Origin of the sequence: Plantactinospora siamensis, assembly GCF_042434095.1 — a bacterium.
In the GTDB taxonomy this organism is placed as follows: domain Bacteria; phylum Actinomycetota; class Actinomycetes; order Mycobacteriales; family Micromonosporaceae; genus KBS50.
Map to the genome: position 1 here is coordinate 112,902 of NZ_JBHLUE010000036.1, position 23,759 is coordinate 136,660.

The 23,759-nt window shown below is 74.4% G+C and carries 21 protein-coding genes, 1 tRNA gene and 1 pseudogene; 2 read left to right on the forward strand and 21 right to left on the reverse strand.

What is annotated here, in order from left to right; translation table 11 throughout:
- Nucleotides 1-213 precede the first annotated feature (213 nt).
- The 7 genes from ACFFHU_RS31445 to ACFFHU_RS31475 all read right to left on the reverse strand — a co-directional run bounded on the left by ACFFHU_RS31445 (nt 214) and on the right by ACFFHU_RS31475 (nt 4,287).
- Nucleotides 214-804: a hypothetical protein gene (locus ACFFHU_RS31445; RefSeq protein WP_377344191.1), complete on the reverse strand. Its 591-nt coding sequence runs from the start codon at nt 802-804 to the stop codon at nt 214-216.
- Nucleotides 805-820: 16 nt separating this feature from the next.
- Nucleotides 821-1,249, reverse strand: a complete 429-nt coding sequence (locus ACFFHU_RS31450; protein ID WP_377344192.1) for a helix-turn-helix domain-containing protein — start codon at nt 1,247-1,249, stop codon at nt 821-823.
- The gene (locus tag ACFFHU_RS31455) at nt 1,246-1,590 is read right to left on the reverse strand and encodes a hypothetical protein (RefSeq protein WP_377344195.1); all 345 of its coding nucleotides are present in this window, start codon (nt 1,588-1,590) and stop codon (nt 1,246-1,248) included. The genes ACFFHU_RS31450 and ACFFHU_RS31455 overlap by 4 nt, the downstream gene beginning before the upstream one ends.
- A 91-nt stretch (nt 1,591-1,681) precedes the next feature.
- The gene (locus tag ACFFHU_RS31460) at nt 1,682-2,011 is read right to left on the reverse strand and encodes a hypothetical protein (protein WP_377344196.1); all 330 of its coding nucleotides are present in this window, start codon (nt 2,009-2,011) and stop codon (nt 1,682-1,684) included.
- Nucleotides 2,008-3,345, reverse strand: coding sequence for an AAA family ATPase (locus ACFFHU_RS31465; protein ID WP_377344197.1), 1,338 nt, complete (start codon nt 3,343-3,345; stop codon nt 2,008-2,010). The genes ACFFHU_RS31460 and ACFFHU_RS31465 overlap by 4 nt, the downstream gene beginning before the upstream one ends.
- Nucleotides 3,342-3,665, reverse strand: coding sequence for a hypothetical protein (locus ACFFHU_RS31470; RefSeq protein WP_377344198.1), 324 nt, complete (start codon nt 3,663-3,665; stop codon nt 3,342-3,344). The genes ACFFHU_RS31465 and ACFFHU_RS31470 overlap by 4 nt, the downstream gene beginning before the upstream one ends.
- Nucleotides 3,666-4,053: 388 nt before the next feature.
- Nucleotides 4,054-4,287, reverse strand: a complete 234-nt coding sequence (locus tag ACFFHU_RS31475) for a hypothetical protein (RefSeq protein ID WP_377344199.1) — start codon at nt 4,285-4,287, stop codon at nt 4,054-4,056.
- Between the two features lie 152 nt (nt 4,288-4,439).
- Between ACFFHU_RS31475 and ACFFHU_RS31480 the strand changes: the two genes are divergently transcribed.
- Nucleotides 4,440-5,126, forward strand: coding sequence for a helix-turn-helix domain-containing protein (locus tag ACFFHU_RS31480; protein WP_377344200.1), 687 nt, complete (start codon nt 4,440-4,442; stop codon nt 5,124-5,126).
- A complete protein-coding gene (locus tag ACFFHU_RS31485) occupies nt 5,101-6,279 on the forward strand; it encodes a site-specific integrase (protein ID WP_377344201.1) in 1,179 nt (392 codons plus the stop codon). Before ACFFHU_RS31480 ends, ACFFHU_RS31485 begins: the two co-directional genes overlap by 26 nt.
- Before the next feature lie 103 nt (nt 6,280-6,382).
- Here ACFFHU_RS31485 and ACFFHU_RS31490 read toward each other — a convergent pair.
- The 14 genes and pseudogenes from ACFFHU_RS31490 to murJ all read right to left on the reverse strand — a co-directional run bounded on the left by ACFFHU_RS31490 (nt 6,383) and on the right by murJ (nt 23,757).
- Nucleotides 6,383-6,456, reverse strand: a tRNA-Pro gene (locus ACFFHU_RS31490).
- Between the two features lie 265 nt (nt 6,457-6,721).
- Nucleotides 6,722-8,125: a ribosome biogenesis GTPase Der gene (gene der, locus ACFFHU_RS31495; protein WP_377344202.1), complete on the reverse strand. Its 1,404-nt coding sequence runs from the start codon at nt 8,123-8,125 to the stop codon at nt 6,722-6,724.
- A complete protein-coding gene (gene cmk, locus ACFFHU_RS31500) occupies nt 8,122-8,802 on the reverse strand; it encodes a (d)CMP kinase (protein ID WP_377344230.1) in 681 nt (226 codons plus the stop codon). The genes der and cmk overlap by 4 nt, the downstream gene beginning before the upstream one ends.
- A gap of 169 nt (nt 8,803-8,971) precedes the next feature.
- Complete coding sequence (locus ACFFHU_RS31505; protein ID WP_377344203.1) at nt 8,972-9,733, reverse strand: pseudouridine synthase; 762 nt, start codon at nt 9,731-9,733, stop codon at nt 8,972-8,974.
- The gene (scpB, locus tag ACFFHU_RS31510; protein ID WP_377344231.1) at nt 9,702-10,499 is read right to left on the reverse strand and encodes an SMC-Scp complex subunit ScpB; all 798 of its coding nucleotides are present in this window, start codon (nt 10,497-10,499) and stop codon (nt 9,702-9,704) included. Before scpB ends, ACFFHU_RS31505 begins: the two co-directional genes overlap by 32 nt.
- 443 nt (nt 10,500-10,942) lie before the next feature.
- On the reverse strand, nt 10,943-12,220 hold the full coding sequence (locus ACFFHU_RS31515) for a segregation and condensation protein A (protein ID WP_377344204.1): 1,278 nt from the start codon (nt 12,218-12,220) through the stop codon (nt 10,943-10,945).
- Between the two features lie 7 nt (nt 12,221-12,227).
- A complete protein-coding gene (locus ACFFHU_RS31520; protein ID WP_377344205.1) occupies nt 12,228-13,154 on the reverse strand; it encodes a ParA family protein in 927 nt (308 codons plus the stop codon).
- 180 nt (nt 13,155-13,334) lie between these two features.
- Nucleotides 13,335-14,417 (reverse strand): site-specific tyrosine recombinase XerD, encoded by a 1,083-nt coding sequence (locus ACFFHU_RS31525; protein WP_377344206.1) that lies wholly within the window; start codon nt 14,415-14,417, stop codon nt 13,335-13,337.
- Between the two features lie 5 nt (nt 14,418-14,422).
- Nucleotides 14,423-15,538: an alanine dehydrogenase gene (ald, locus tag ACFFHU_RS31530; protein WP_377344207.1), complete on the reverse strand. Its 1,116-nt coding sequence runs from the start codon at nt 15,536-15,538 to the stop codon at nt 14,423-14,425.
- Nucleotides 15,539-15,782: 244 nt separating this feature from the next.
- Nucleotides 15,783-16,376: an NUDIX domain-containing protein gene (locus tag ACFFHU_RS31535; RefSeq protein ID WP_377344209.1), complete on the reverse strand. Its 594-nt coding sequence runs from the start codon at nt 16,374-16,376 to the stop codon at nt 15,783-15,785.
- Between the two features lie 74 nt (nt 16,377-16,450).
- A pseudogene (gene pyrG, locus ACFFHU_RS31540) lies at nt 16,451-18,190 on the reverse strand (CTP synthase); the annotation flags it as partial.
- A gap of 150 nt (nt 18,191-18,340) precedes the next feature.
- A complete protein-coding gene (locus ACFFHU_RS31545) occupies nt 18,341-20,839 on the reverse strand; it encodes a hypothetical protein (RefSeq protein ID WP_377344210.1) in 2,499 nt (832 codons plus the stop codon).
- Between the two features lie 76 nt (nt 20,840-20,915).
- The gene (locus ACFFHU_RS31550) at nt 20,916-22,061 is read right to left on the reverse strand and encodes a glycosyltransferase family 4 protein (protein WP_377344211.1); all 1,146 of its coding nucleotides are present in this window, start codon (nt 22,059-22,061) and stop codon (nt 20,916-20,918) included.
- A 16-nt stretch (nt 22,062-22,077) separates the two neighbouring features.
- On the reverse strand, nt 22,078-23,757 hold the full coding sequence (gene murJ, locus ACFFHU_RS31555) for a murein biosynthesis integral membrane protein MurJ (RefSeq protein WP_377344232.1): 1,680 nt from the start codon (nt 23,755-23,757) through the stop codon (nt 22,078-22,080).
- Nucleotides 23,758-23,759: the final 2 nt, after the last annotated feature.

Below are 23,759 nucleotides of genomic sequence, written 5' to 3' on the forward strand. Positions count from 1 at the left end.
GGCGGTCCTGGCTTCCTGGGTCGAAGGGGTCTCCCGGGTGGGGTAGGTCACTGTCGGTTACCTCGATCGCCGCTCGTTCCTCGGCCAGGAGGCCTGTGGGGCACGGCCACGGCACGCAGCACCGGGGGCAGAACGGCGTGACCCGGGCGACGCCGAGCGCGCCGGGTAGCTGCCGGGTGGACACGGGCTCGTGCCGGTCCATGCTGGGCGCGGTCATGCCGCGTCGGCCGGGGTGTCGACGGGCTCGGGCACGTCCAGCTCCCGCGGCTTGGGTACGGCCATGAGCGCCCGGTCGGCCAGGTCCTGGTTACGGCTGATGGCCTTGCCTTCCAGCTCTTGCAGGTCCAGCTGCGCGGCCGGGTGCTGGTCGGCGTACTCGTTGACCAGGTGGACGAACATGTCGGACGCGAGGGGGTTGCGGCTCTGCTGGTAGGCGTGGGCGAAGCCGGCGCGCAGGAGCATCTGGTCGCCGGTGGTGTGGGCGCGTTCCATCAGGTCGGCCAGCTGGTGGGGGTCGCGGATGCCGGCCACCCGGTCCTGGGCGTCGCGGAAGCTGATGGCGTCGGATGCGGTGGCGCCGGCGGGGAGGCCGAACAGGCGGCGTTGCAGGTCGCTGCGGGAGGTGTAGTCGTGGCGCTGCATCTGGGTGGCCAGCTCGGCGCGGCGGGGCTCGGTGTCTTCGTACAGTTGTGCGAGTTGCTGCCGCTTGCCCTTGGTGCTGAGGGTGTCGTCGGCGCGGATGGCGGCGGCCTTGCGCCGGTAGTCATCGGCCAGGCGCAGCAGCTGCTCGCGGGGCGTGGTCACGTCGGCTCCCGGTGGGTCAGGCGGCCCGTCCTGCCCGGTAGTGCTCCAGGTCTTCCCGCTGGATGTGCCACCGGTCTCCGACGCGCTGGGCGGTGAGCCGGCCGCCGGTGATGGCGGCGCGGATCCCGCGGTCGGTGATGCCGAGTAGGTGGGCCGCTTGTGTGGTTGTCAGGGCCGAGCCTGCCTCGGGTTCCGGCTGTTTCCGCTGCTCGATGCCGTGTCCGGTATCGAGGTGGCGGGTGGTGCGCCACGCCGCGGCGGCGGTGGCGAGGGCGACGAGCACGGCGTCGACTTCCGGGTCGGCGCCGCGGTGCTGGGCGCGGACGGCACGCAGTTGGGCGGCCCGTTCCAGCCACGCGGCGACCCGGGCGGGGACGACGACGGCGGGCCCGTCGACGCCGTGGACGTAGGACTCGGGTGGCCGCCACCGACCGGCTGGATTCACGGGACCTCGGCCTGGTCGAGGGCTTCGGCGAGGTGCCGCACCATGCCGACCAGCTCCATCCGCAGGTAGCGGGCGGTCTCGGTGGCCAGCTCGGCGCCGGCGATGGTCTCGGCGATGGACGCGGTGACGGCCTCGGGCAGCTGCCGGTCGCGGTGGTCGGCGAGCCACGCCGTGCAGGCCGGGCAGAGGTGGTGCTCGCCGGCGGGGGTGATGGCGAACGGGCCGGCGCTGAACGCGGACCGGTAGACGACGGGCTCGGTTGTGGTGCGGGAGGTCCAGCCGTGGCAGAGGGCCGCGAACGCGGCGGGTTCGGTGGCCGGACACAGGACACAGCGGATCACCGGTCACCGCCTCGCGGTTCGACCCTGCCCGTACCCCTCGGCACGGCGGAATCTTGGCTCAGCGGGCCGGCGCTGGCGGATCGGGAGGGGGTCATTCGGGACGGCCTTCCTGGCAGGCGGCGCAGTCGCGCGGCTGCAGCCGCAGCGGCCTGCCGGATACGGCGCCGGTGACTCGGGCGCCGCAGATGTGCGGGTACTGCCCGTCGACGGGCACGGGCCGGCGCAAGGTGCGGCTGGCACCGAGCCAGTGACCGGGGCCCGGGTCGCGAGCCAGCTCGGCCAGTACGTCGGCCTTCCGGTCGAGCAGCGCCTGGGCGATGCCGCCGGCGGACTGCGGGCCGCGGATGACGAGCCGACCGCCATCGGTGCGGACATCCAGGCCGGCGGTGCGGGCTGCGGCGAGCAGATCGGCCGGGCTCATCCGGACCACTCCTGTTCGGAATCGGGATCATCGGCCGGGCCGGCGCCCTGCGAAGGGAGCGAAGGGAGCGAAGGGAGCGAAGAGCGCAGTCCCCTAGACGGCGCTCCCTTCGGTGCTCCCTTCGCGTCGTCGGGTTCCGAAGGGAGCGCGAAGGGAGCGAGGCCCTCACCGTCTGCTCCCTTGCTCCCTTCGCTCCCTTCGCTCCCTTCGGCGGGCTTGAGTCGCCACATCCATCCGGCGTCCATGCCGGTCTTCTCCGACAGCACGCCGGCCTTGCGCTTGGCGCGCTTGAGCGCGTCCTTGCTGAACCCGTCCTTGTCGCCGGCCTTGAACACGTCCACCGCCGGTGCCTCGCCGCCGTTGTCGGCGAGGTAGGCGCGCAGCCATTCCACGGCGTCGAGCCGGTCGCCCTGGTCGTCGGCGTCCCCGCGGTCGCTCAGGATCTCGGTGACGCTGCGCTCGGAGAAGCCGAGCCACACGAGCCGGCCGACGTGCGCCGGGCCGAGCTTGGTGGGCACCTCGGTGCCCTCGATCTGGTAGCTCAGCGACGGCAGGTCGAGGCGGCCGAGGGAGTTCTTCGTCTGGGTCATGACCCGATCGCCCTCGGGGTCAACGGCGAATCCGAACACCGACCGGGGCACGTTCTTGAACGCGCCAGAGCCGGTGATGAGCGATGACGGGTCGGTGCCAGCGCCCTTGTTGAAGTGGGCGATGCCGAGCACTACGCACCGGGCGCGGTCGGCGAGCCGGGCGAGCGGGTCGAGCGCGACCCGCACGTCCCGTTCCCGGTGGGTGTCGATGCCCGCCCCGATGGTGGACATGAGCGGGTCGAGCACCAGCAGGGCCGCCTGAAGCTTCTTGAGTTCGCGCTCCAGCAGGGAGTTGTCGGTGGGCAGGGAAAGCGTCACCCCGTACTGTTCGTCCTCGACCACCTCGACCCGGTACACGCGGGTCAGGTCGGCGCCGGCCGCGATGAGCCGGGGCACGAGGGTGTGCTTCCAGGAGTCCTCGACGGCCGCGTACACCACGGCGCGTGGCTGGCCGTCGAGCGCACCGGGCAGGTCCCCGCGGGTGATCCGCGCCGCGAGCCAGATCCCGAAACTGCTCTTGCCGGTGCCCTCGCGGCCGGCGGCCACGGACAGTGACCCGAGCGGGATACGACCGCTGTTGGGAGTCAGCCCGGCCGGGTCGTCCTCCCACGCCCAGACGACCGGCTCCGGCTCGATGTTGGCGGCGGGAGTGAGCACCAGGCGGCGCCGCGGCGGCGCAGCCTCGATCTGCTCCTGCCGCTCCCACGCGGCGTGCTCTTCGCTGCCAGGGTCGAACGGGTTCACGCTGCAACTCCTTCGTGGGCACCCCGGCCCGGGCCGATCCGGATACCGCCCCCGCCGGGCACGGCGACGGGAGGCCAGTCCGGATCGTTGAACCGCAGCCGCGGCGGCGGGGTCGAGCCGGCCAGCTGGGCGACGCGCTCGGCAACCGACTCCTCCCAGGTCTTGCGGGCCAGCGCCGGCCACGTCGATTCCAGCTGCGCCAGCTCGGCGCGCTCGTACGCGCGGCCCTGCTCGAAGGCCAGGGCGACCGCCAGCTCGAGCTCGCGGTCGAGCCGGGCGCGGCAGCCACCCGGCGGGCACCATCCGGTGCGCTCATCCACGGCGGGCCTCCCGCCGGCGCTGGACGGGGCCGAGCAGGTACCACAGGCCGGTGACCGGGCAGCATTTCGACACCTGGCGGTCGAACAGGCGGGCGTCGTCGCCGACCCGGTGGGCGTGGGCGGTACCGCACCGGGGGCAGGTCAGGACCATGACCAGCCACAGCGCGCGGCCGCGGCACGGGGGTCCGGCGAACGCTCGTGCTCGCGGCAGGTGTCCGTGGTCGGTTACGCTCGCCACGGCCGCCGACGAAATGGCCTCTGATGGAGCCCGGGATGCGCCCCCCGGGCTTCGTCGCGTCCGGGTCACTTCAGGACCCTCCAAACGGTTGACAGTCGGTCAAGTGCCGACGAGTTCTGAGCCTCTGACCTGCGCCGACGCATGGCCGTATCACGCCTTCTCACGAGCGTCCGGGTCGAGAAGGGACACGATCGAGGCCGTCAGGACCTTGATCCGCCCGCCGACCTTGAGGGTCCGAACAGGGCAGTTGGTGTCGCGAAGCGATTCGTACGCGTGCGCTCGACTGATGCCACATGCCAGGGCGTAGTCGTTGACGTTGACGGCGGCCGGCCAGGCGCGGATCTCTTCAAGGGTCGGGCCGACCGGAGTGCGGGTGCTGGACATCGAATCCTCCAGAGCGGATGGCCGATTTCCGGCCCGACAACGCCCTACTATCGGGCATGTCCGGCCGTTTTGGTGGACGGTACAGACGCAATGGACTCAGTGCAAGTTTGGGGCTAGGGTGGCCTGAAATCGGCCGAGGAGGTACCCGGAACATGAGTAGTCCCCCGAGCGACGTGCTGGCCCGGCAGGTCAGGCGGTGGCGAGGTGAGCGGAAGCTGTCCGCTCAGGACCTGGCCAACCGGCTTGCCGAGTTGGGCTCGGATCTCAACCGCCGCGTGATCTCGAAGATCGAGAACGGCGAGCGGGGTGTGAGCCTCAACGAATGGCTCCAGCTGGCGCACGCCCTGGCGGTACCGCCGCCGCTGCTACTCATGGACTTGGAGTCCGGAGAGAGCGTCGCCATCTCCCCGCAGGTCGAGCTACACCCCTGGCTCGTCTGGCGGTGGGTCACCGGTCAGGAGCCGCCCCTGGTGCCTTCCCCCGAGGGCAGTGCTCTCGTGACCAGGGTCGACGAATTCGAGCGCGCCCGGACGGCGGTCTTCTTGTACCAGCACGAGCAGCGGCAATCCGAAGCCGTCGCCTCCGCGGCGACTGCACTGCGGCGGGCTGAGTATGCCGGCGACGAGTCCACCATGGCCGCCGCCCGGGCGGCACACGCGGAGGCACTCCAGGGGCTGGCAACCGCCCTCGACGACATGGTGGTCATCGGGGTCACTCCCCCCGCCAAGCCACGGCCGTGGATCGAGACGATCCGCCAGCTCGGGCTGTCGAAGTACCCCGACAGCCTGGTCATCCACGACAAGGGAGGCGCGGGTGGCCGGACCGATCAAGCGGATTGAGCTCAAGGACGGCAAGGTGCGGTATCGGTTCGTCATCGACGTCGGCCGGGACCCGGATACGGGGAAGCGCAAGCAGGTCACGCACACCTTCGACACCGCGAAGGAGGCGAAGGCCGAGTACGCCCGGATCAAGCACGAAACGGACCGGGGCACGTACGTGCGACCGAACAAGATCACGGTCGGTGAGTTCCTCGACGGGTGGCTGGCCTCGGCCACCCGGGACGTGGAGAAGGGAACCGCGGCGAACTACCGTGACGCCCTGCTGCCCGTCCACGCCAAGCTGGGCGGCCGGCTGCTGCAGGGCGTCACGGAGCCGGACATCGAGGGCCTGGTCGACTGGATGCTGACCGAGGGTCGGCGCCGGGGTGGCAAGCCTGGTACGGGGTTGTCGGTGCGGTCGGTCCGGCTCACGCTGGGCCGGCTGCGCACGGCGCTGAACGTGGCGGTGCGCCAGCAGCTGGTGGTCCGGAACGTGGCGCAGTACGTGACGATCCCCCGGGCGGCCGCGAAGGCGGCGGCCGAGGCCCGGGCGGCGCGCAGCCCGTGGACGCAGCAGGAGGTCAAGACGTTCCTGGCGGGGATCGCAGGCGAGCGGCTGTACGCGGTGTGCCTGCTGTCGCTGGTGGGTCTGCGCCCGGCCGAGGTGTGCGGTCTGCGCTGGTCAGATGTCGACTTCGAGGCCGGGACGTTGGCGGCCGGGACGAACACCCGGACGCTGGTCGACGGCCAGGTCGAGGAGAAGGCGGCGAAGACGGCGGCCGGCAAGCGGGGGCTACCGATGCCCACCGCGGTGGCCACGGCGCTCAAGACGTTCCGGACCCGGCAGAAGGCGGAGAAGTTGGAGGCGGGCGAGGCGTACCAGGTGACCGGCTACGTGCTGGTCGACGAGCTGGGCGCCCCGCAGCGCACCGACTGGTTCCGCCGGCGGACGTACGAGCTGATGGCGAAGGTCGGGGTGCGGAAGGTACGGCTGTACGACGCCAGGCACGCCTGCCTGACCTACCTCGCGACGGTAGGCGTTCCGGACGTGGTGCTGGCAGCATGGGCGGGGCACGCGGACGGCGGCACGCTCGCCAAGCGGGTCTACGTCCACCCGGACATCGGTCACCTGCGGGTGGCGGCCGATCACCTCGATACGGGGCTGTTCGGCTGACTCCTCGGAGTCCAGTACGCGCGTACGTGATGGACTGTGAGACGGGCAAGCGAAAGGGCCTCGACTCACAGAGTGAATCAAGGCCCTGACCTGCTACTTCTCGTCGGGACGACAGGATTTGAACCTGCGACCCCTTGACCCCCAGTCAAGTGCGCTACCAAGCTGCGCCACGTCCCGATGCCGCCCGCGGTCTCCCGCTTGGCAGCCGGTACAGCGTAGCGCAGCCGCCTCGTCCGGCGCATGCGCCCCCCGCCGCGCCATTTCCGCCCCGGCGGGCTCTTTGCTCGGCAAGCCGATGCCGTCAGGTCGTGTGCCGTACACTCCGTAAAGCATCCTAGGAGGATGGGATCCAGGAGGGTTGGCCGGGTCTCGCGCGACGGCAATGCACGCGTCCGCGCGGGGGACCCGTCGAGTCGTACCGGAAGGGGGGCCGGACCGGGACTCAGCCGTGCGCCTTGCCGCGGCCGCCCGGCCCGGTCTTCTTGCGCGGCCGCACCGACACCTCGACCGGGCTGCCCTCGAAGCCGAACTCCTCGCGCAGCTTGCGCTCGACAAACCGCTGGTAGCCGGCGTCCAGCGGACCGGTGGTGAACAGCACGAACCGCGGCGGGGACACCCCGGCCTGGGTGGCGAACAGCACCCGGGGGGCCCGTCCGCCGCGTACCGGGTGCGGGGTGGCCTGGACCAGCGCGGTGAGCCACTGGTTGAGCTGCCCGGTGGGGATCCGCTGCTCCCAGCTGCGCAGGGCGGTCCGCAGCGCCGGGGCGAGCTTGTCCACGGCCCGGCCGGTCTTGGCCGACAGGTTCAGCCGGATCGCCCACGGCACCCGGCGCAGCTCCCGGTCGATCTCCCGATCGAGGTAGTAGCGGCGGTCCGGGTCCATCAGGTCCCACTTGTTGAACGCGATGACCATGGCCCGGCCGGCCTCGGCCACCATCGTGATGATCCGCTGGTCCTGCTCGCTGATCGGCTCGCTGGCGTCCAGCAGCACGACCGCCACCTCGGCGGCCTCGATGGCGCCGGCGGTGCGCAGGCTCGCGTAGTACTCGGTGCCGCTCGCCTGGCTCACCCGCTTGCGCAGCCCGGCCGTGTCGACCAGCTGCCAGGTCTGGCCGCCGATCTCGACGAGGCTGTCCACCGGGTCGACGGTGGTCCCGGCCACCGAGTCGACCACCGCCCGCTCCTCCCGGGCCAGCCGGTTGAGCAGGCTCGACTTGCCCACGTTGGGCCGGCCCACCAGGGCCACCCGGCGCGGCCCGCGCTCGCCGGGCTCGGTGATCGGCGGCGGGTCGGGCAGCGCCTCGAGGATCCGGTCGAGCAGGTCGCCCGAGCCCCGGCCGTGCAGCGCCGACACCGGGTACGGCTCGCCGAGCCCGAGCGACCACAGCGAGGTGGCCTCGATCTCCAGCGCCGCGTTGTCGGTCTTGTTGGCCACCAGTAGCACCGGCTTGGCGCTGCGCCGCAGCATCCGCACCGCGGCCTCGTCCACGTCCGTGGAACCCACCGTGGCGTCCACCACGAACACCACCACGTCGGCGGTGGCCACCGCGATCTCGGCCTGGGCCGCGATGGCGGCGGCCCGGTCCTTGGCGTCCGGCTCCCAGCCGCCGGTGTCCACCACCACGAACTGCCGGCCGGCCCACTGCGCGTCGTACGGGACCCGGTCCCGGGTCACCCCGGGGGTGTCCTCGACCACCGCCTGGCGGCGGCCGATGATCCGGTTGACCAGCGTCGACTTGCCCACGTTCGGCCGGCCCACGACGGCCACCACCGGCACCGGACCGGTGGGCTCGGCCCGCTCGACGGCGGGCTCGCCCAGCTCGACCCAGCCCTCGGCCCCGCTCACCGGGACACCGGGCCGGCGAGCAGCTCGCGGAGCCGCTCGACGACCTCGTCGATGCCCAGCTCGGTGGTGTCCAGCACCACCGCGTCGGGCGCCTGCTGCAACGGGGACGCCTTGCGGGTGGAGTCCAGCCGGTCCCGGCGGGCCAGGTCGGCGGCCGTGGCGGCCACGTCCGCGGCGGACTCGGCGCTGCGCCGCTGGGCGCGGGCGTCCGCCGACGCGGTCAGGTAGACCTTCAGGTCGGCGTCCGGCGCCACCACGGCGCCGATGTCGCGGCCCTCCACGACGATCCGGCCGGCCGCGAGAATCAGCTCGCGCTGCCGCTCGACCAGCAGCCGGCGTACCTCGGGCACGGCCGACACGGCCGACACGGCCGCCGTCACCTCCGGCCCGCGGATCTCCCGGTCCACCGGTACGCCGTCGACGGCGATCTGCGGCGCGGCCGGGTCGACCCCGATGGTCAGCTCGGTCGCGGCCGCCGTCTTGGCCACCGCCTCGGCGTCCTGCGGGTCGACGCCCGACCGCAGCACCGCCCAGGTCACCGCCCGGTACATGGCCCCGGTGTCCAGGTATTTCGCGTCCAACCCGCCGGCCAACCGCCGGGAAACGGTGGACTTACCCGAGCCGGACGGGCCGTCGACCGCCACCACGAGTCGTCCGGTCCGTGCCTTCTCCGCCACCGTGTCCTCCTCAGTCTTCACCGACGCGCTCAATTCTGCCCGGTCCCCCGGGACGGGCGGACGCGAGCCCCCCGACCGGCTCGACGGCCGGGCCGGCGCCCGGCCGGGACCGCCGGGCCGACGGCGGCGCCGGTCGCCGCCCGGGACCGGGCCGCGGCCCGCCGCGGGCTCAGTCGGCCACGGCCTTGAACAGCCCGGCGATCTCGGCGTTGGTGAGCCGTCGGGTCCGCCCGGGCCGCAGGTCACCCAGCCGGATCGGCCCGATGGCGGTACGCACCAGCCGGGTCACCGGGTGCCCGACCTCCTCCATCAGCCGGCGCACGATGTGCTTGCGCCCCTCGTGCAGGGTCAGCTCCACCAGCGCGGTCTTGCCGAGCGTGTCGACCAGCCGGAACGAGTCGACCCTGGCCGGCCCATCGGAGAGCTCCACCCCGGCCTGCAGCCGCCGCCCAGCCGACCGGGCGAGCGGGCCGGTCACCTCACACAGGTACGTCTTGGCCACCCCGTACGAGGGATGCATGAGCCGGTGCGCGAGCGTCCCGTCGTTGGTGAGCAGCAGCAGGCCCTCGCTGTCCGCGTCGAGCCGCCCGACGTGGTAGACCCGGTCGTCCACCCGGTCCAGGAAGTCGCCCAGGGCGGCCCGGCCCTTCTCGTCGGCCATGGTCGACACCACCCCGCGGGGCTTGTTGAAGGCCAGGTAGACCAGCCGGGTGTCGGTGATCACCCGCTCGCCGTCCACCATGATCTCCGCGGTGGCCGGATCGACCTTGTCGCCCAGCTGGGCCACCCGCCCGTCCACTGTCACCCGGCGCCGGTAGATCAGGTCCTCGCAGGCGCGCCGGGAACCGACGCCGGCGGCCGCGAGCACCTTCTGCAGTCGCTCGGGGCCGGGATTGTTCTCATCGCGAGGCATCGTCGATCTCTTCCACATCGTCGGGCAGGAACGGCGCCAGCGGGGGCAGCTGGTCGGTCGAGTTGAGGCCCAGCTTCTCCAGGAACATCGTGGTGGTCCGGTAGAGGAAGGCCCCACTGTCCGGTTCCATCCCGCACTCCTCCACCAGGCCGCGGGTGACCAGCGTACGGATCGTGCCGTCGACGTTCACACCCCGGATGGCGGAAATCCGCGACCGGGTCACCGGCTGCTTGTAGGCCACCACGGCCAGGGTCTCCAACGCGGCCTGGGTGAGCCGTACCGACTGCCCGTCCAATACGAACCGCTCCACGTACGCCGCGTATTCCGGCCGGGTGTACAACCGCCAGCCGCCGGCCGCGCGCCGCAGCTCGAATCCGTGCCCGCCGGCCGTGTATCCGGCCGCGATCGTCTCCAGCGTCGCGGTCACCCGCCGGGTCGGCTGCTCCAGCACCTCGGCCAGCACCGTGTCGGCCACCGGCTCGTCCACCACGAGCAGGATGGCCTCGAGCGCCGCCCGCAGCTCGGCGTCGGCCATGGCCGGCTCGTCGTCCGGCGCCACCGCGGCCGCGCCGACCACCGCGCGCTCCGCCGGGCCGTCGACCGAGGGTTCGGCGGCCGCGCCGACCACCGCGCGCTCCGTCGGGCCGTCGACCGACGGCGTCGGTCCACCCGTCCCGGCCGGCGCCGGTCCGCCCGTCCCGGCCGCCGCGGTTTCGTCGGCCCCGGCCGGTGCCGGCGCCGCCGGGGCCAGTTCGGGTTCCGGGGATACGTCCGGCCGCGTCACCCCGTCGACGGGCAGTTCGGCCGGTACGGCGGCCTCGGCGGGCGCCTCGGACGGCAACGCGGCTCCGGCCGGCTCGGCCGGCAGCGGCTCCGCGGGCCTCTCACCGGGCGCGCCGAGGCCGCCGGGCTCGACGGGGCCGTCCGGCTCGCCCGGGGTGTCGGACGCGGCGGGAACCCCCGGCCCGGCCGGAGTATCGGACTCGACGGGAACACCCGTCCCGGCCGGAGTACCGGACTCGACGGGAACACCCGTCCCGGCCGGAGTACCGGACTCGACGGGAACACCCGTCCCGGCCGGAGTACCGGACTCGACGGGGGCTCCCGGCTCGGCCGGGGTGTCGGGCTGGGCCGGCTCGTCCTCGGGGGCGGCCGGGTCGCGGCGGGCCCACGGCGGGATCCAGGACGCCGCCTGATCGGCCAACGACTCCGGCCGGTTCTCCTCGGTCACGCGGTCCCCTCTCCCCCGCCCGGAGTCTCATCCGGTGCGGCCGTGGCCGGCGCCTCGGCCGGCGATGCGTCGGCGCCATTCGCCGGCGCGGCACCGTCATCGGGCGGCGCGGCACCGCCACCAGCCGCGTCGCCGCCACCAGTCGCGCCGCTGCCGCCTGTCGCGCCACTGCCACCAGTCGCGCCACTGCCGCCCGGCCCGGCGTCGGGGCCGCCCGGGGGCGTGTCGCCACCCGGGGGCGCGTCGGCGCTACCGGGCGGCGCGCCGGCGCCACCCGGCGGCGCGTTGGTGCTCGGGGGCGCCCCGGCGTACTCGTCGATGTCCAGCTCGCCGGCCCCGCCGTCGGCCGGGCCGGTCCACCGTACGGTGAGCTCGCCGAGCGCCTGCTCCTGGGTGAAGCCGATCAGCCCCTCCCGGTACAGCTCCAGCAGCGCCAGGAACCGCGCCACCACCTCCAGGGTCGACTCGCAGTCGGCGCACAGCACCCGAAAGTCGGCGCTGCCGAGCGCGCGGAGCCGCTCCCGCAGCAGGGCCGCGTGTTCGCGCACGCTGACCCGTACCTGGTGCACGTGGTCGATCGACACGGTGGGCACCGGCTTCGGGGTCATCGCCCGGACGGCCAGCTTGAGCAGGCGTTGCGGGCCGATCCCGAGGACCAGCTCGGGCAGCGCCTCGGCGTACCGGGGCTCGAGGCTGACGGCCCGCGGATAGCGCCGGGCGCGTTCCAGCCCGGCCAGGTGCGCGGCCGCCTCCTTGAACGCCTTGTATTGCAGCAGCCGGGCGAAGAGCAGGTCCCGCGCCTCCAGCAGCGCCAGATCCTCCTCGTCCTCGACAGCGGCCGCGGGCAGCAGCCGGGCCGCCTTGAGGTCCAGCAGGGTGGCCGCGATGAGCAGGAACTCGCTGGCCTCGTCGAGGTCCCAGGCGTCGCCCATGGCCCGGATGTACGCGATGAACTCGTCGGTGACCCGGTGCAGCGCCACCTCGGTCACGTCCAGCTTGTGCTTGCCGATCAGCTGCAGCAGCAGGTCGAACGGACCGGTGAAGTTCGCCAGCCGGACGGTGAAGCCGGACTCGGCGCCGCCCTGGGCGGCGGAGGGCCCGAACGCGTCGGCCGGCGTGGGCGCGGCGACCGGCCCGGAGGCCTCGATCGGGGTGGGCCCGGCGGCCGGGTCCGGCGTCGGCTCGGCGGTCGAGGCGGCATCGGCCGGGGAGGCGGGCTGGGCGGACGTGGTCACCGGATGACCGTAGTCGACCGGTTCCGGGGAACCGTGCACCGGCGGGTTACCGCTCGGCCTGTGCGGCGATCACCTCGCGGGCCAGCTGACGGTAGTTGCGGGCGCCGGAGGACGCCGGATCGAGGGTGGTGATCGGCGCGCCGGCCACGGTCGACTCCGGGAACTTCACCGTCTTGGTGATCACGGTCTGGTAGACCTTGTCGCCGAACGCCTCGACCACCCGCTGGAGCACCTGCCGGCAGTGCGTGGTGCGGCTGTCGTACATGGTGGCGAGGATGCCCTCGAGCTCGAGGTCGAAGTTGAGCCGCTCGCGCACCTTGTCGATGGTGTCGAGCAGCAGGGCCACGCCGCGCAGGCTGAAGAACTCGCACTCGAGCGGGATGAGCACCCCGTGCGCGACGGTCAACGCGTTGATGGCGAGCAGGCCCAGCGACGGCTGGCAGTCGATGAGGACGTAGTCGTATTCCTTGCGGATCGACTTGAGCACCCGGGCCAGCGCCATCTCCCGGGCGACCTCGTTCACCAGCTGGATCTCGGCGGCCGACAGGTCGATGTTGGCCGGCAGCAGGTGCAGGCCCGCCACGTCGGTCTTGATCAGGACGTCCTCGGCGGTGACGTCGTCCTGCATGAGCAGGTTGTAGACCGACAGATCGAGATTGTGCGGGTTCACGCCCAGCCCGACCGAGAGCGCGCCCTGCGGGTCGAAGTCGACGAGCAGCACCTTGCGGCCGTACTCGGCGAGCGCGGCGCCCAGATTGATCGTCGTCGTGGTCTTGCCGACGCCGCCCTTCTGGTTGGCCATCGCGATGATCCGCGCCGGCCCGTGCCGGTCAGTCGGCATCGGCTCGGGGATGGGTTTGCGCACGGTGTAGGCGGCCGGATCGGCGGGGCCGAGCTCGGCGCCCAGGTCGAAGGCGGACTGCTGCTCCCGGAGCGTCGAGGTCCACGCCTCGGCACGATCATTGCCAGCCATGTTCCCCGCCCCCTCCCGACGACTTGCTCGGACGCCGGTGTCCACCGGACGGCCCGTCCGGTGCCGCCACGGACCCGCAATCACTCCAGGCCCGCGCAGATCCCGACTGTACGCCAAGCCGGCGGAGCCACGGGGACACCGTACCGGCGTGTCGGACACCCGACGCGGCGGGGCAACGCCTCACCCGCGGGCCCGCGGATGCGCCGTGGCGTACACCTCGCGGAGCCGGTCGACGGTGACCAATGTGTAGACCTGGGTGGTGGTCACCGAGGCGTGTCCGAGCAGCTCCTGCACCACCCGCACGTCCGCGCCGCCGTCCAGCAGGTGGGTGGCGTACGAGTGGCGCAGCGTGTGCGGCGAGACCGCCCGGCCGCCGGTCACCGGGAGCCCGGCCCGCGCCGCGGCCCGGCGCAGGATGGTCCAGGCGCTCTGCCGGGACAGCGGGCCGCCGCGGGCGTTCAGGAAAACCACCGGTACGCCCCGACCCGCCGCCGCGAGCGCCGGCCGGGCGCGCACCAGGTACGTCGAGAGCGCCGCGCAGGCGTACCCGCCCACCGGCACCAGCCGGGTGCGGCCGCCCTTGCCGTGCAGCAGCGCGGTGCCGGCGGCCAGGTCCAGGTCGTCCACGGCCGCGCCCACCGCCTCGGAGATCCGCGCGCCCGTCCCGTACAGGAACTCCAGCAGCGCCCGGTCGCGCAGCTCCAGCGGCCCGGCGGCGACCGGCGGGCTCCCCCCGCCCGGCGGGCCGGCGTCCACCGGCCGGCGCCCGTCACCCGGCGGGCCCGCCTCGGCCGGCGGGTCGGCGGCGACCGGTCCGGCGGCCGGGCCGGCCGCGTCGAGCAGCCGCAGCACCTCGGCCACGTCCAGCGCCCGGGGCAGCCGGCGCGGCGGCGCCGGCGGGCGTACCTCGCGGCTCGGGTCGGCGCCGGCCAGCCCCTCCCGGGCGGCGAACCGGTGCAGGCCGCGGATGGCGCTGGCCGCCCGGGCGGCCGAGGCGGCGGCCAGCGCCGGCTGTCCGTCGTCGCCGGCGCGCAGCCGCGCCACGTGTTCGGCCACGTCCGCGGGGGCCACCTCGGCAAGGTCGGCGATCCCGGCCGCGGCCAGGCCGGTCAGGTACCGCTCCAGGTCCCTGCGGTACGACGAGAGGGTGTTGGCGGACAGCCCGCGCTCCACCGTGAGGTGATCCAGGTAGCCGCGGACGGCCCGCCGCAGCGCCGGCGACGCCTCGGGACCGGACGGGCCGTCCGGGGCGTCGCCGAGCACGCGGGTCAGCCGAGCACGTCGGCCAGCGGGGTGGCGGTCATCCCGTGCGCCTCGGCGACCGGGCCGTAGGTGACCTCCCCCGCGTGGGTGTTCAGGCCGAGCGCCAGCGCCGGGTCCCGGCGCAGCGCGTCCCGCCAACCCTGGTTGGCCAGCTCCAGCGCGTACGGCAGGGTGACGTTGGTCAGCGCGTAGGTGCTGGTGTGCGGCACCGCGCCCGGCATGTTGGCCACGCAGTAGAACAGCGAGTTGTGCACCGGGTAGACCGGGTCGGCGTGCGTGGTGGGCCGGGAGTCCTCGAAGCAGCCGCCCTGGTCGATGGAGATGTCCACCAGCACGCTGCCCGGCTTCATCCGGGAGACCAGCTCGTTGGAGATCAGCGTCGGGGCCTTGGCGCCGGGCACCAGCACCGCGCCGATCACCAGGTCCGCGTCCAGGACGGCCTTCTCGACCTCGTACGCGTTGGACGCCACGGTCTGCAGGTGGCCCCGGTAGATGGCGTCGGCCTGGCGCAGCCGGGCCACGTTCTTGTCCAGCAGCAGCACCTCGGCCTGCAGGCCGAGCGCGATGGCGGCGGCGTTCATCCCGGAGACGCCCGCGCCGATCACCACGGTCTTGGCCGCGTACACGCCGGAGACGCCGCCCATGAGCACGCCCCGACCGCCGCCCTGCCGCTGCAGGTGGTAGGCCCCGACCTGCGGCGCGAGCCGGCCGGCCACCTCGGACATGGGGGCCAGCAGCGGCAGCGACCGGTCCGGCAGCTCGACCGTCTCGTACGCGATGCCGGTGACCTTGCGGTCCACCAGCGCGTCGGTGCACTCCTTCGAGGCGGCCAGGTGCAGGTAGGTGAAGAGCACCTGCCCCTCGCGCATCCGGTGGTATTCCTCGGCCACCGGCTCCTTGACCTTGAGCACCAGCTCGGCGCTCTCCCACACCTGGTCGGCGGTGTCCAGGATGGTGGCGCCGGCGGCCGCGAACTCGGCGTCGGTGATGGTGGATCCGGCGCCGGCGCCGGTCTCGATGAAGACCTGGTGGCCGGCGCGGACGAACTCGTTCACCCCCGCGGGCGTGATCGCCACGCGGTACTCGTGGTTCTTGACCTCGCGTGGGACTCCGACCTTCACGATGTCGACACCTCTCTGCCGGATTCCGCTCCGGCCGTTCCGGCGCGCGACGGCACCGTTGCCGTCACCATCCGCCACACCCGCAGGCGGTCAGTCTAGGACCGGCCACCCCGGCCCACAGCCTTCAGTGTGACAGGGAGTGATGCTGGCGCCTGACGAAGTGTCAGGTGTAAGGAAGGGCCCCCTCTTATCGTTTTCGGTATAGGAGGGGGCCCCTGTTAACACGGGGGCCCGGCGCCGGGGCTCAGCGGGGGGCGTCCAGCGGGCGCAGCGGCACCCACCCGGCGTCCCGGGCGCGGGCCGCGGCCAGCACGCCGGCCACCGCCGCGGCGTTGGTGATCTCCCCGGCCAGGGCCATCGCCACCGCCTCGTCCACCGGCAGCCAGCACACCGCCAGCTCCGCCTCCTCGTCCCGGCGGTCGTGCCGCTGCCCGGGCGGCACCTCGGTCAGGTCCCGGGCCAGGAAGATCCGGATGGCCTCGTCGCTGAAGCCCGGCGAGGTGTGCAGGTCGACCAGCGTGTCGAGCCGGGCCGCCACCAGGTCCGCCTCCTCGGCCAGTTCTCGCCGCGCGGCGGCGGCCAGATCCTCACCGGCCACGTCCACCAGCCCGGCGGGCAGCTCCCACAGGATCCGGCCGACCGGGTGCCGGTACTGGCGGATCAGCGCCACCCGCCCCCGCTCGTCCAGCGCCACCACGCCGACCGCGCCCACGTGCCGCACGTAGTCCCGGGCCGCCACCCCGCCACCGGGCATGGTCACCTCATCGGTGACCACCGAGAAGATCCGCCCCTGGAACCGCTCCGTGCGGGTCCGCACCTCGTACCGGTGGTCGGTCACGACGGCGAACCGGCCGCGCTGGTCCGCGCGGCGTGGTCGACGGCCGCGCCGCCACCCGAACCGGCCGCGCCGCCCGAACCTGCCGCGCCGCCGCCCGGGCGGGCCGGGCCGGCGCCGTTGGGCGCGGGCGCCGCGTCCGGGTCCAGCTCCACCGGCAGCTGATCGGCCTCCGAGTACGCCACGACCGCGCGGACGAACGCCGCGAACAGCGGGTGCGGCCGGGTGGGCCGGCTCTTCAGCTCCGGATGCGCCTGGGTGGCCACGAAGAAGGGATGCAGCTCCCGCTCCAGCTCGACGAACTCGACCAACCGGCCGTCCGGCGACGTACCGCTGATCTTCAGGCCGGCCTTGCCGAGCGCGTCCCGGTAGGCGTTGTTGACCTCGTACCGGTGCCGGTGCCGCTCGCTGACCTCGGGCCGCCCGTAGGCCTCGGCCACGATCGAGCCCTCGGCCAGCCGGGCCGGGTACGCGCCGAGCCGCATGGTGCCGCCCAGGTCGCCGCGGCCGGCCACGATGTCCTCCTGGTCGGCCATCGTGGCGATGACCGGATGCACGGCCTGCTCGTCGAACTCGGTCGAATCGGCGCCATCCAGCCCGGCCAGGTGCCGCGCCACCTCGATGGTCATGCACTGCAGGCCCAGGCAGAGGCCGAGGATCGGGATCCGGTTCTCCCGGGCGTACCGGGCCGCGCCGATCTTGCCCTCGATGCCGCGCACCCCGAAGCCGCCCGGGATCACAATGCCGTCCACCCCGGCCAGCGCGGCCGCCGCGCCGGTTGGGCTCACGCAGTCGTCGCTGGGCACCCAGCGCAGCTCCACCCGGGCCCGGTGGCCGAAGCCGGCCGCCCGGATCGCCTCGCTCACCGACAGGTACGCGTCGGGCAGGTCGACGTACTTGCCCACCAGCGCCACCCGGACGGTGTGCCGGGGCCGGTGCACCCGGTCCAGCAGGTCGTCCCAGCGGGTCCAGTCGACGTCCCGGAACGACAGGCCGAGCCGGCGCACCGCGTACGCGTCGAGGCCCTCGGCGTGCAGCACCTTCGGAATGTCGTAGATGCTCGGCGCGTCCGGGCAGGCGATGACGGCCTCCGGGTCCACGTCGCAGTACAGCGACAGCTTGTGCTGGAGCTTCTCCGGGATCTCCCGGTCCGACCGGCACACGATGGCGTCGGGCTGGATGCCGATGTTCCGCAGCTGCGCCACCGAGTGCTGGGTGGGCTTGGTCTTCAGCTCGCCGGACGGGGCGAGGTAGGGCACCAGCGACACGTGCAGGTAGAAGCAGTTGTCCCGGCCCACGTCGTGGCGGATCTGCCGGATCGCCTCCAGGAACGGCAGCGACTCGATGTCGCCCACCGTGCCGCCGACCTCGGTGATCACCACGTCCGGCGTCCGGCCGTCCTCGTCCGGGTCGCCCATGGCCAGGATCCGGGCCTTGATCTCGTTGGTGATGTGCGGGATGACCTGGACGGTGTCGCCCAGGTATTCGCCCCGGCGCTCCTTGGCGATCACCTCGGAGTAGATCTGCCCGGTGGTGACGTTGGCCTTGCCGGACAGGTCACGGTCCAGGAACCGCTCGTAGTGCCCGACGTCCAGGTCGGTCTCCGCGCCGTCCTCGGTGACGAACACCTCACCGTGCTGGAAGGGGTTCATCGTGCCCGGGTCGACGTTCAGGTAGGGGTCGAGCTTCTGCATCACCACCCGCAACCCGCGTGCGGTCAGCAGATTGCCCAGGCTGGAGGCGGTCAGACCCTTGCCAAGCGAGGAGGCGACGCCCCCGGTGACGAAAATGTGCCGGATCGTCCGTGCTGAAGCCAACGCCTGCTCCCGTGGTCGTGGTGGTGCGGTCGTGCAGACCTGCGCCGATCAGGCAAAGTGATCACGCGATCCACGGGATTCCACGGTAACACCTCCGGCCGGGACCGGCCGGAGGGGCCGGTCCGAGCGGCCAGGGCTGTGGCACCCGCCCTAGCTGGGCCGGCCGGATCGGACCGCGTCGGCGCTCGCGTGCGGGCCCGCTGCCGGGCCTTGACCCGCGTCCGGGTCCGGCTCCGGACCTACGCCCACGCCTGCCTCGGGATCCGACACCGCACCTGGGCCGCCGTCCGACCCCGCACCTGAGCCCGCACGCGGCGCCGACCCGGGACCTGGGCCCGCGTCCGGATCCGACCCTGGACCTGAGCCGGCGTCCGACCCTGGACCTGAGCCCGCGTCCGGCCCTGGATTTGAGCCCGCATCCGACCCTGGAACTGAGCCCGCGTCCGAGCCTGGACCTGAGCCCGCGCGCGGATCCGGCGCCGGGCCCGGGTTCCCGTCCGCGCCGGGACCGGCGGGCCGGTCGGCGCTCACATCGGGTAGGGCGCTGGCGGCCGGGGTGCGGTCGGCGGCGTGGTCGAGCACGCGCAGCGCCGCCAGCGCGGCCATCGGCACCGTGACCGCGGCGGCCGCTCCGGCCACGTTCAGCGCCGAGCCGCCGAGCAGACCCGCCAGCAGGGCCGCCACCGGAATGCCGGCCATCCCGGCCCGGACCGCGGGGTAGATGCCGAACAGCCGCTTCAGGCCGCCCCACGGCTGCAGCAGGGCGAACCACACCACGGCCGCGCCGACCAGCGCCAGCGCCGTCAGCGGGCTGCCGGTGAGGGCCGCGAGGCTGGCCGCGCCGGACCGGTGGATGGTCATTCCGCCGGTGCCGTCGCCGAGGGCCTCCAGGAAACGGCCGAGGCCGCCGCGCTCCCCCGCCGGACGGCGTACGTCGATCAGCGCGAACAGGGCGGTGACCGCGAGTCCGGCGATCGTGGCCCACGCCACCCGGCCGAGGGTGAGCCAACCGCCCGTGCTGACCGCCGCGGCGATGCACACCCCCGCGGTCAGCGCCACCGCGCCGACCGGGTCGGCGCCCAGGTACGGGCTGCCCACCGCCAGCACGCCCAGACCGCCGACGCAGACCATCACCACCGGACGCCAGCCACGCCGGAGCCGTTGGGCCAGGCAGGCGGCGGACAGCAGGATCCCGGCGGTGAACACGCCCAGACCCACCGTGCCCAGCCCGGCGTACCGGCCGCCGGCCAGCGCCGAATATCCCGTCACGCCGTTGAGCTGGAGCCGGGCCCCGGTCACCACGTCGGCCCCGACGATCAGCGCGGTCAGCCCCACCACCGTGCCGAGCGGCCCGAGGGTGCGGACGTACCAGGGGGCGAACCGGACCCCGGCGGTGGCCGCCGCCAGCACCGCGAGCGTGACCCCCGCGAACGCCAGGCCCGGATGCCCGGTGCGCCACCAGGGCACCGCATCGGCCACCAGCCCGGCCGGGATGGCCAGGGCCGCCGCCACCAGCAGCACCTCCGTGGCGGTCACCAGCCAGCGGGGCGCCGGATCCGGGCCGCCGGGGCCGGCGTCCCGGCGGGCCCGCCGCAGCAGCGGCACCGCGGCCAGCGCCAGCAGGCAGTCGGCGACGGCCAGCAGCCCGAAGAACCAGACCGCCACCCGCCGCTGCGCGCCCGCCTCCTCGTCCGCGTCCGCGGGCCGGCTGATGGCGCTGGTCAGGTCCGTCGGGCGGTTCGGCACGGTGGTGGCGGCCTGGCCGCGGAACAACCGCTCCGGCAGCGGCCGGCCCAGCGCGGTGAGCGCGGTGGGCGCCAGGTCGATGAGCTGCAGGTAGCCGTCCCGGCCCGTGCTGGGCGAGGTCAACCAGCCGCCGTCCCAGCCGGGACCGTCGGCCACCGCCACGTGCAGCCGGCTCGCCTCGCCGGTGTCGGACACCCCGGCCACCAGCACCAACGACCGGTCGGGACGGGCCGCGAGGACCGTGGCCAGCGCCGCGTCCGCGCGGCGGGCCGCGGCCGCGCGTACCGTCGGGTCCTCACCGCGGATCGTGCCCAGGTCCACGATGCTCAGCACGCACGACGCCAGCAGGCCGCGCGGATCGGCGGGCAGCGTGGGCTCGTACCGGTCGACCCGGCCGAACGGGCGCGCCGCGGCGATCGCGGCGCCCGGTCCGATCGCCACGGTGCACCGCACCGACTCGGGCAGCGCGCCCGGCACGGCCCCCCAGGGCAGCCTGTCCTGGTTGTAGAGCACGGTGGACCGCTGGTCCGGCAGGTTGGCGCCGACCCCGTCCGGCCGTTCCACCACCGGCTCCGCCCGGGGGCAGCCCGCAGCGCCCCGGTCGCCGCTCCAGCCGGCGTAGTTGCCCGCGCCGAGGGTCAGCCAGCCGTCCGTCGGGCAGGTGGGTTCGTGCGCCGACCGCACCGACAGCGAGCCGATGGACCCCCGGCCGGCCATCCGCCACAGCGTCGGGGTGGTGTCCGGGTTGACGTCCTCCCAGCGCAGCCCCGGCACGCCGACCATCAGCACGTAGTCCGCCCGGGTGGGTGGGGCGCCGGACGCCGGCCGGATCAGCAGGGTCGCCGCGCCCAGCGCCACGACCAGCACGGTCAGCGCCGCCGGCACGAGTCGCCGGGCGCTCATGCCGGCTCCTCGCTCCGCTCGGACCCGCCATGAGGCACCCCCGCACAGAGCCCGATGATTCGCTCGCTCCGCTCACTCATGCCGGCTCCTCGCTCCGCTCGGACCCGGCGGTCACGGGCGCGAGCTCGGCGTAGAGCCGGGACACGGCGACCACCACGTCCGCCTCGGTGGGCCAGGTGGCGGCCCGGGCCGGGCCGCGGCGGGCCAGCTCGGCCCGGCGGGACGGGTCGGCCAGGAGTTCCCGGACCGCCCGGTCCACCGCGTTGACGTCGCCCGGCGGCACCAGCGCGGCGGCGTCGCCCACCAGCTCCGGAACCCCACCCACGGCCGTGGCCACCAGCGGTACGCCGGCCCGCAACGCCTCCTGGGCGAACAGCTGGCGGGCCTCCCAGTCGCTGGTGACCACCGCGAGATCGGCCCCGGCCAGCAGGTCCGGCACATCCGTACGGTGGCCGAGCAGGCTCACCGGCGCGCGCACGGCGGACACCTGCGCGGCCAGCTGGAGGTAGCTCGGGCCGCTGCCGGCGATCACCACGACCGGCGGCGGCGACAGGTCCCGCCACCGCGCGGCGGCCGCCACCAGCAGGTCGTAGCGCTTCTGCGGGTGCAACCGGCCCACCGACACGATCAACGGCTGGTCGGCCGCCACCGCGAACTCGGCCCGCACGGCCGCCCGGCCGCGGCGGGCCGGGGCGGGGTCGGGGGCGGCGACCGGGCCGAGCCGGGCGTCCCGGGCGCCGGCCGCGGCCGCCCGGGCGACCAGGTCGGCCGACGCGCCCAGCGCCACGTCGGCGCGGCGGGCCACAAGCCGCTCCGCCAGCCTCGACAGCCGGCCGCGCAGGCCACCGGCGAGGACCGCGTTGTGCCAGGTCACCACGAGCGGCTGGGTCGGACGGGCGAGCGTGGCCACCAGCCCGGCGCGCAGCCCGTGCGCATGCAGGATGTCCACGCCGGGCAGCGCCCGGCGCAGCGCGGCCACGGCCGTCGCGTCGGCCGGGGTGGGACTGGCCGGGATCTCCACGGCCACGAAGTCGGCGCCCGCGCCGATGAAGTCGAACTGCTCCTGGGTGGCCGCGGGCCCGCAGACCGTCACCCGGGTGCCGGCGCCGACCAGGCCACGGGCCAGCGAGGCGACGTGCTGACCCACCCCGCCCGTGGCCGAGGCGAGCACCAGGGCCACCCGGCCCGGCCAGCCCGGGGTCGGCGCTCCGGACGCGTTCATCGGATCACCTCCCCGCTCACCCTGTCGCTCGTCGTTCGCCGGGCGGCCGGCCGCCCGGCAGCCGCCGCCGGAGGGCGCGCACCAGGCGCCGGACGTCGTGCGGGTCCAGCGGGTAGGCGACGGCGAAGAACATCACCCCCGTGACGACTCCGGCCAGCATGCCCTGAACGACGGCGGCGGGTTTCGCCGGGGTGCCCGCCAACGTCCCGGCCAGCACGTACGCCGTCGCCGCGCCGCCGGCCGTGGCGACCGCCGCGGCCGCGACACCGACCACGGCGGTACGGGCCAGGCCGCGCAGCGCCGCCCCGCCGGCGGTGCGGACCACGGCCACGGCCAGCAGCGCGCCCATCACCAGCATCCCGAGCGAGTTGGCCGCCGCCACCGCGAAGACCCGGTAGTCGGCCGGGAACAGCGCGGAGAACCCGACCGTGGCCGCCAGCACCACCAGCCAACCGACGGTGGTGGCCACGGTCGCCGACCGGGCGCCACCGCGGGCGTACAGGGCGCGGCTGAGCACCGCGAACAGGCCGTACCCGAGCAGTCCCGGCGCGAACCCGGCGATGGCCAGCGCCGCCGGCGCGCCGGAGTAGCCGAAGAAGCGGGCCACCGGGGCGGCCGTGGCGGCCAGCGCGGCCGCGCCGAGGCAGCTGAACAGCAGCACCCGCCGGGTGGTGGGCGCCAGCGTCTCCCGGTACGTCCGCTCGTCCCGGCCGGCGTGCGCGGCCGCCAGCGTCGGGTACGCGGCCACCGCGAGCGGGACGGCGAGCACCGCCCACGGCAGCAGGTACATCGTCTGGGCCAGGTTGAACACGACCGGCGCGTCGGTGGGCCCGGCGGCCAGCCGGTTGATCGTGACGGCGAGCGCCAGCTGCTGGCCGGCCACGGTCAGCCCGCCGGCCACCGCGAGCGGCAGCACCGTGGCGCGGGCGGCCCCGGTGAACCGGTAGCCCGCCCGGGGGCGCAGCCGCAGCGACCGGAGCGGGATGAGCAGGCACAGGGACAGCACCAGCACGCCGGCCGTGGTGCCGCCGGCGAGGATGAGCAGGCCGGTCCGGCCCGCGGCCACGATGCCGGCCCGGGGGCCGACCGCGACGGCGAAGGCCCCGTACGCCGCCATCACGGTGACGCTGGACAGCAGCGGGGCCAGCACCGGCCAGGCGAACCGGCGGTGCGCCTGGAGCACGCCGGTCAGCACGATCCCGATGCCGTACAGCGGCAGTTGCGGGGCAAAGATCCGCAGCATGCTGGCCCCGGCCGCCACCTGGGCGGCCGGCCGGCCGGCCGCGAGCAGCGCGGTGATCGGGTGGGCGAACAGCGCCACCAGCACGGCCAGCGGGACGAGCAGGGTGAGCGTCCAGCTGAGCAGCGCGCCGGTGGTCCGGGCCACCGTCCGGCGGTCGCCCGCCTCGACCGCGCCGGCGAGCAGCGGTACGACGAGGCTGGCCAGCGCCCCGCCCGCGACGATCTCGAAGACGATGTTGGGGACGGTGTTGGACACCACGTACATGGCGCCCAGGTCGGTGCCGCCGGCGTGGCCCGGACCGCCCGGACCGGCGACCAGGGTCTGGAACACCACGGTCCGGCCGAACCCGGCGAGCCGGCTGGCCACGGTGAGCACGGCGATCAGGGTGGCCGCGCCGGCGATCCGCCCCGCCAGCGCGGCCGGCCGGGCCTTCCCAGCGCCGGCGGTCCCCACTG

What these genes read in the sequence shown, in the direction of transcription:
- ACFFHU_RS31550 (WP_377344211.1), bottom strand. Translation starts at nt 22,061, where the DNA reads ATGAACGCGTCCGGAGCGCCGACCCCGGGCTGGCCGGGCCGGGTGGCC.
- ACFFHU_RS31460 (WP_377344196.1), bottom strand. Translation starts at nt 2,011, where the DNA reads ATGAGCCCGGCCGATCTGCTCGCCGCAGCCCGCACCGCCGGCCTGGAT.
- ACFFHU_RS31480 (WP_377344200.1), top strand. Translation starts at nt 4,440, where the DNA reads ATGAGTAGTCCCCCGAGCGACGTGCTGGCCCGGCAGGTCAGGCGGTGG.
- ACFFHU_RS31505 (WP_377344203.1), bottom strand. Translation starts at nt 9,733, where the DNA reads ATGTGGAAGAGATCGACGATGCCTCGCGATGAGAACAATCCCGGCCCC.
- ACFFHU_RS31475 (WP_377344199.1), bottom strand. Translation starts at nt 4,287, where the DNA reads ATGTCCAGCACCCGCACTCCGGTCGGCCCGACCCTTGAAGAGATCCGC.
- ACFFHU_RS31545 (WP_377344210.1), bottom strand. Translation starts at nt 20,839, where the DNA reads ATGAGCGCCCGGCGACTCGTGCCGGCGGCGCTGACCGTGCTGGTCGTG.
- ACFFHU_RS31520 (WP_377344205.1), bottom strand. Translation starts at nt 13,154, where the DNA reads ATGGCTGGCAATGATCGTGCCGAGGCGTGGACCTCGACGCTCCGGGAG.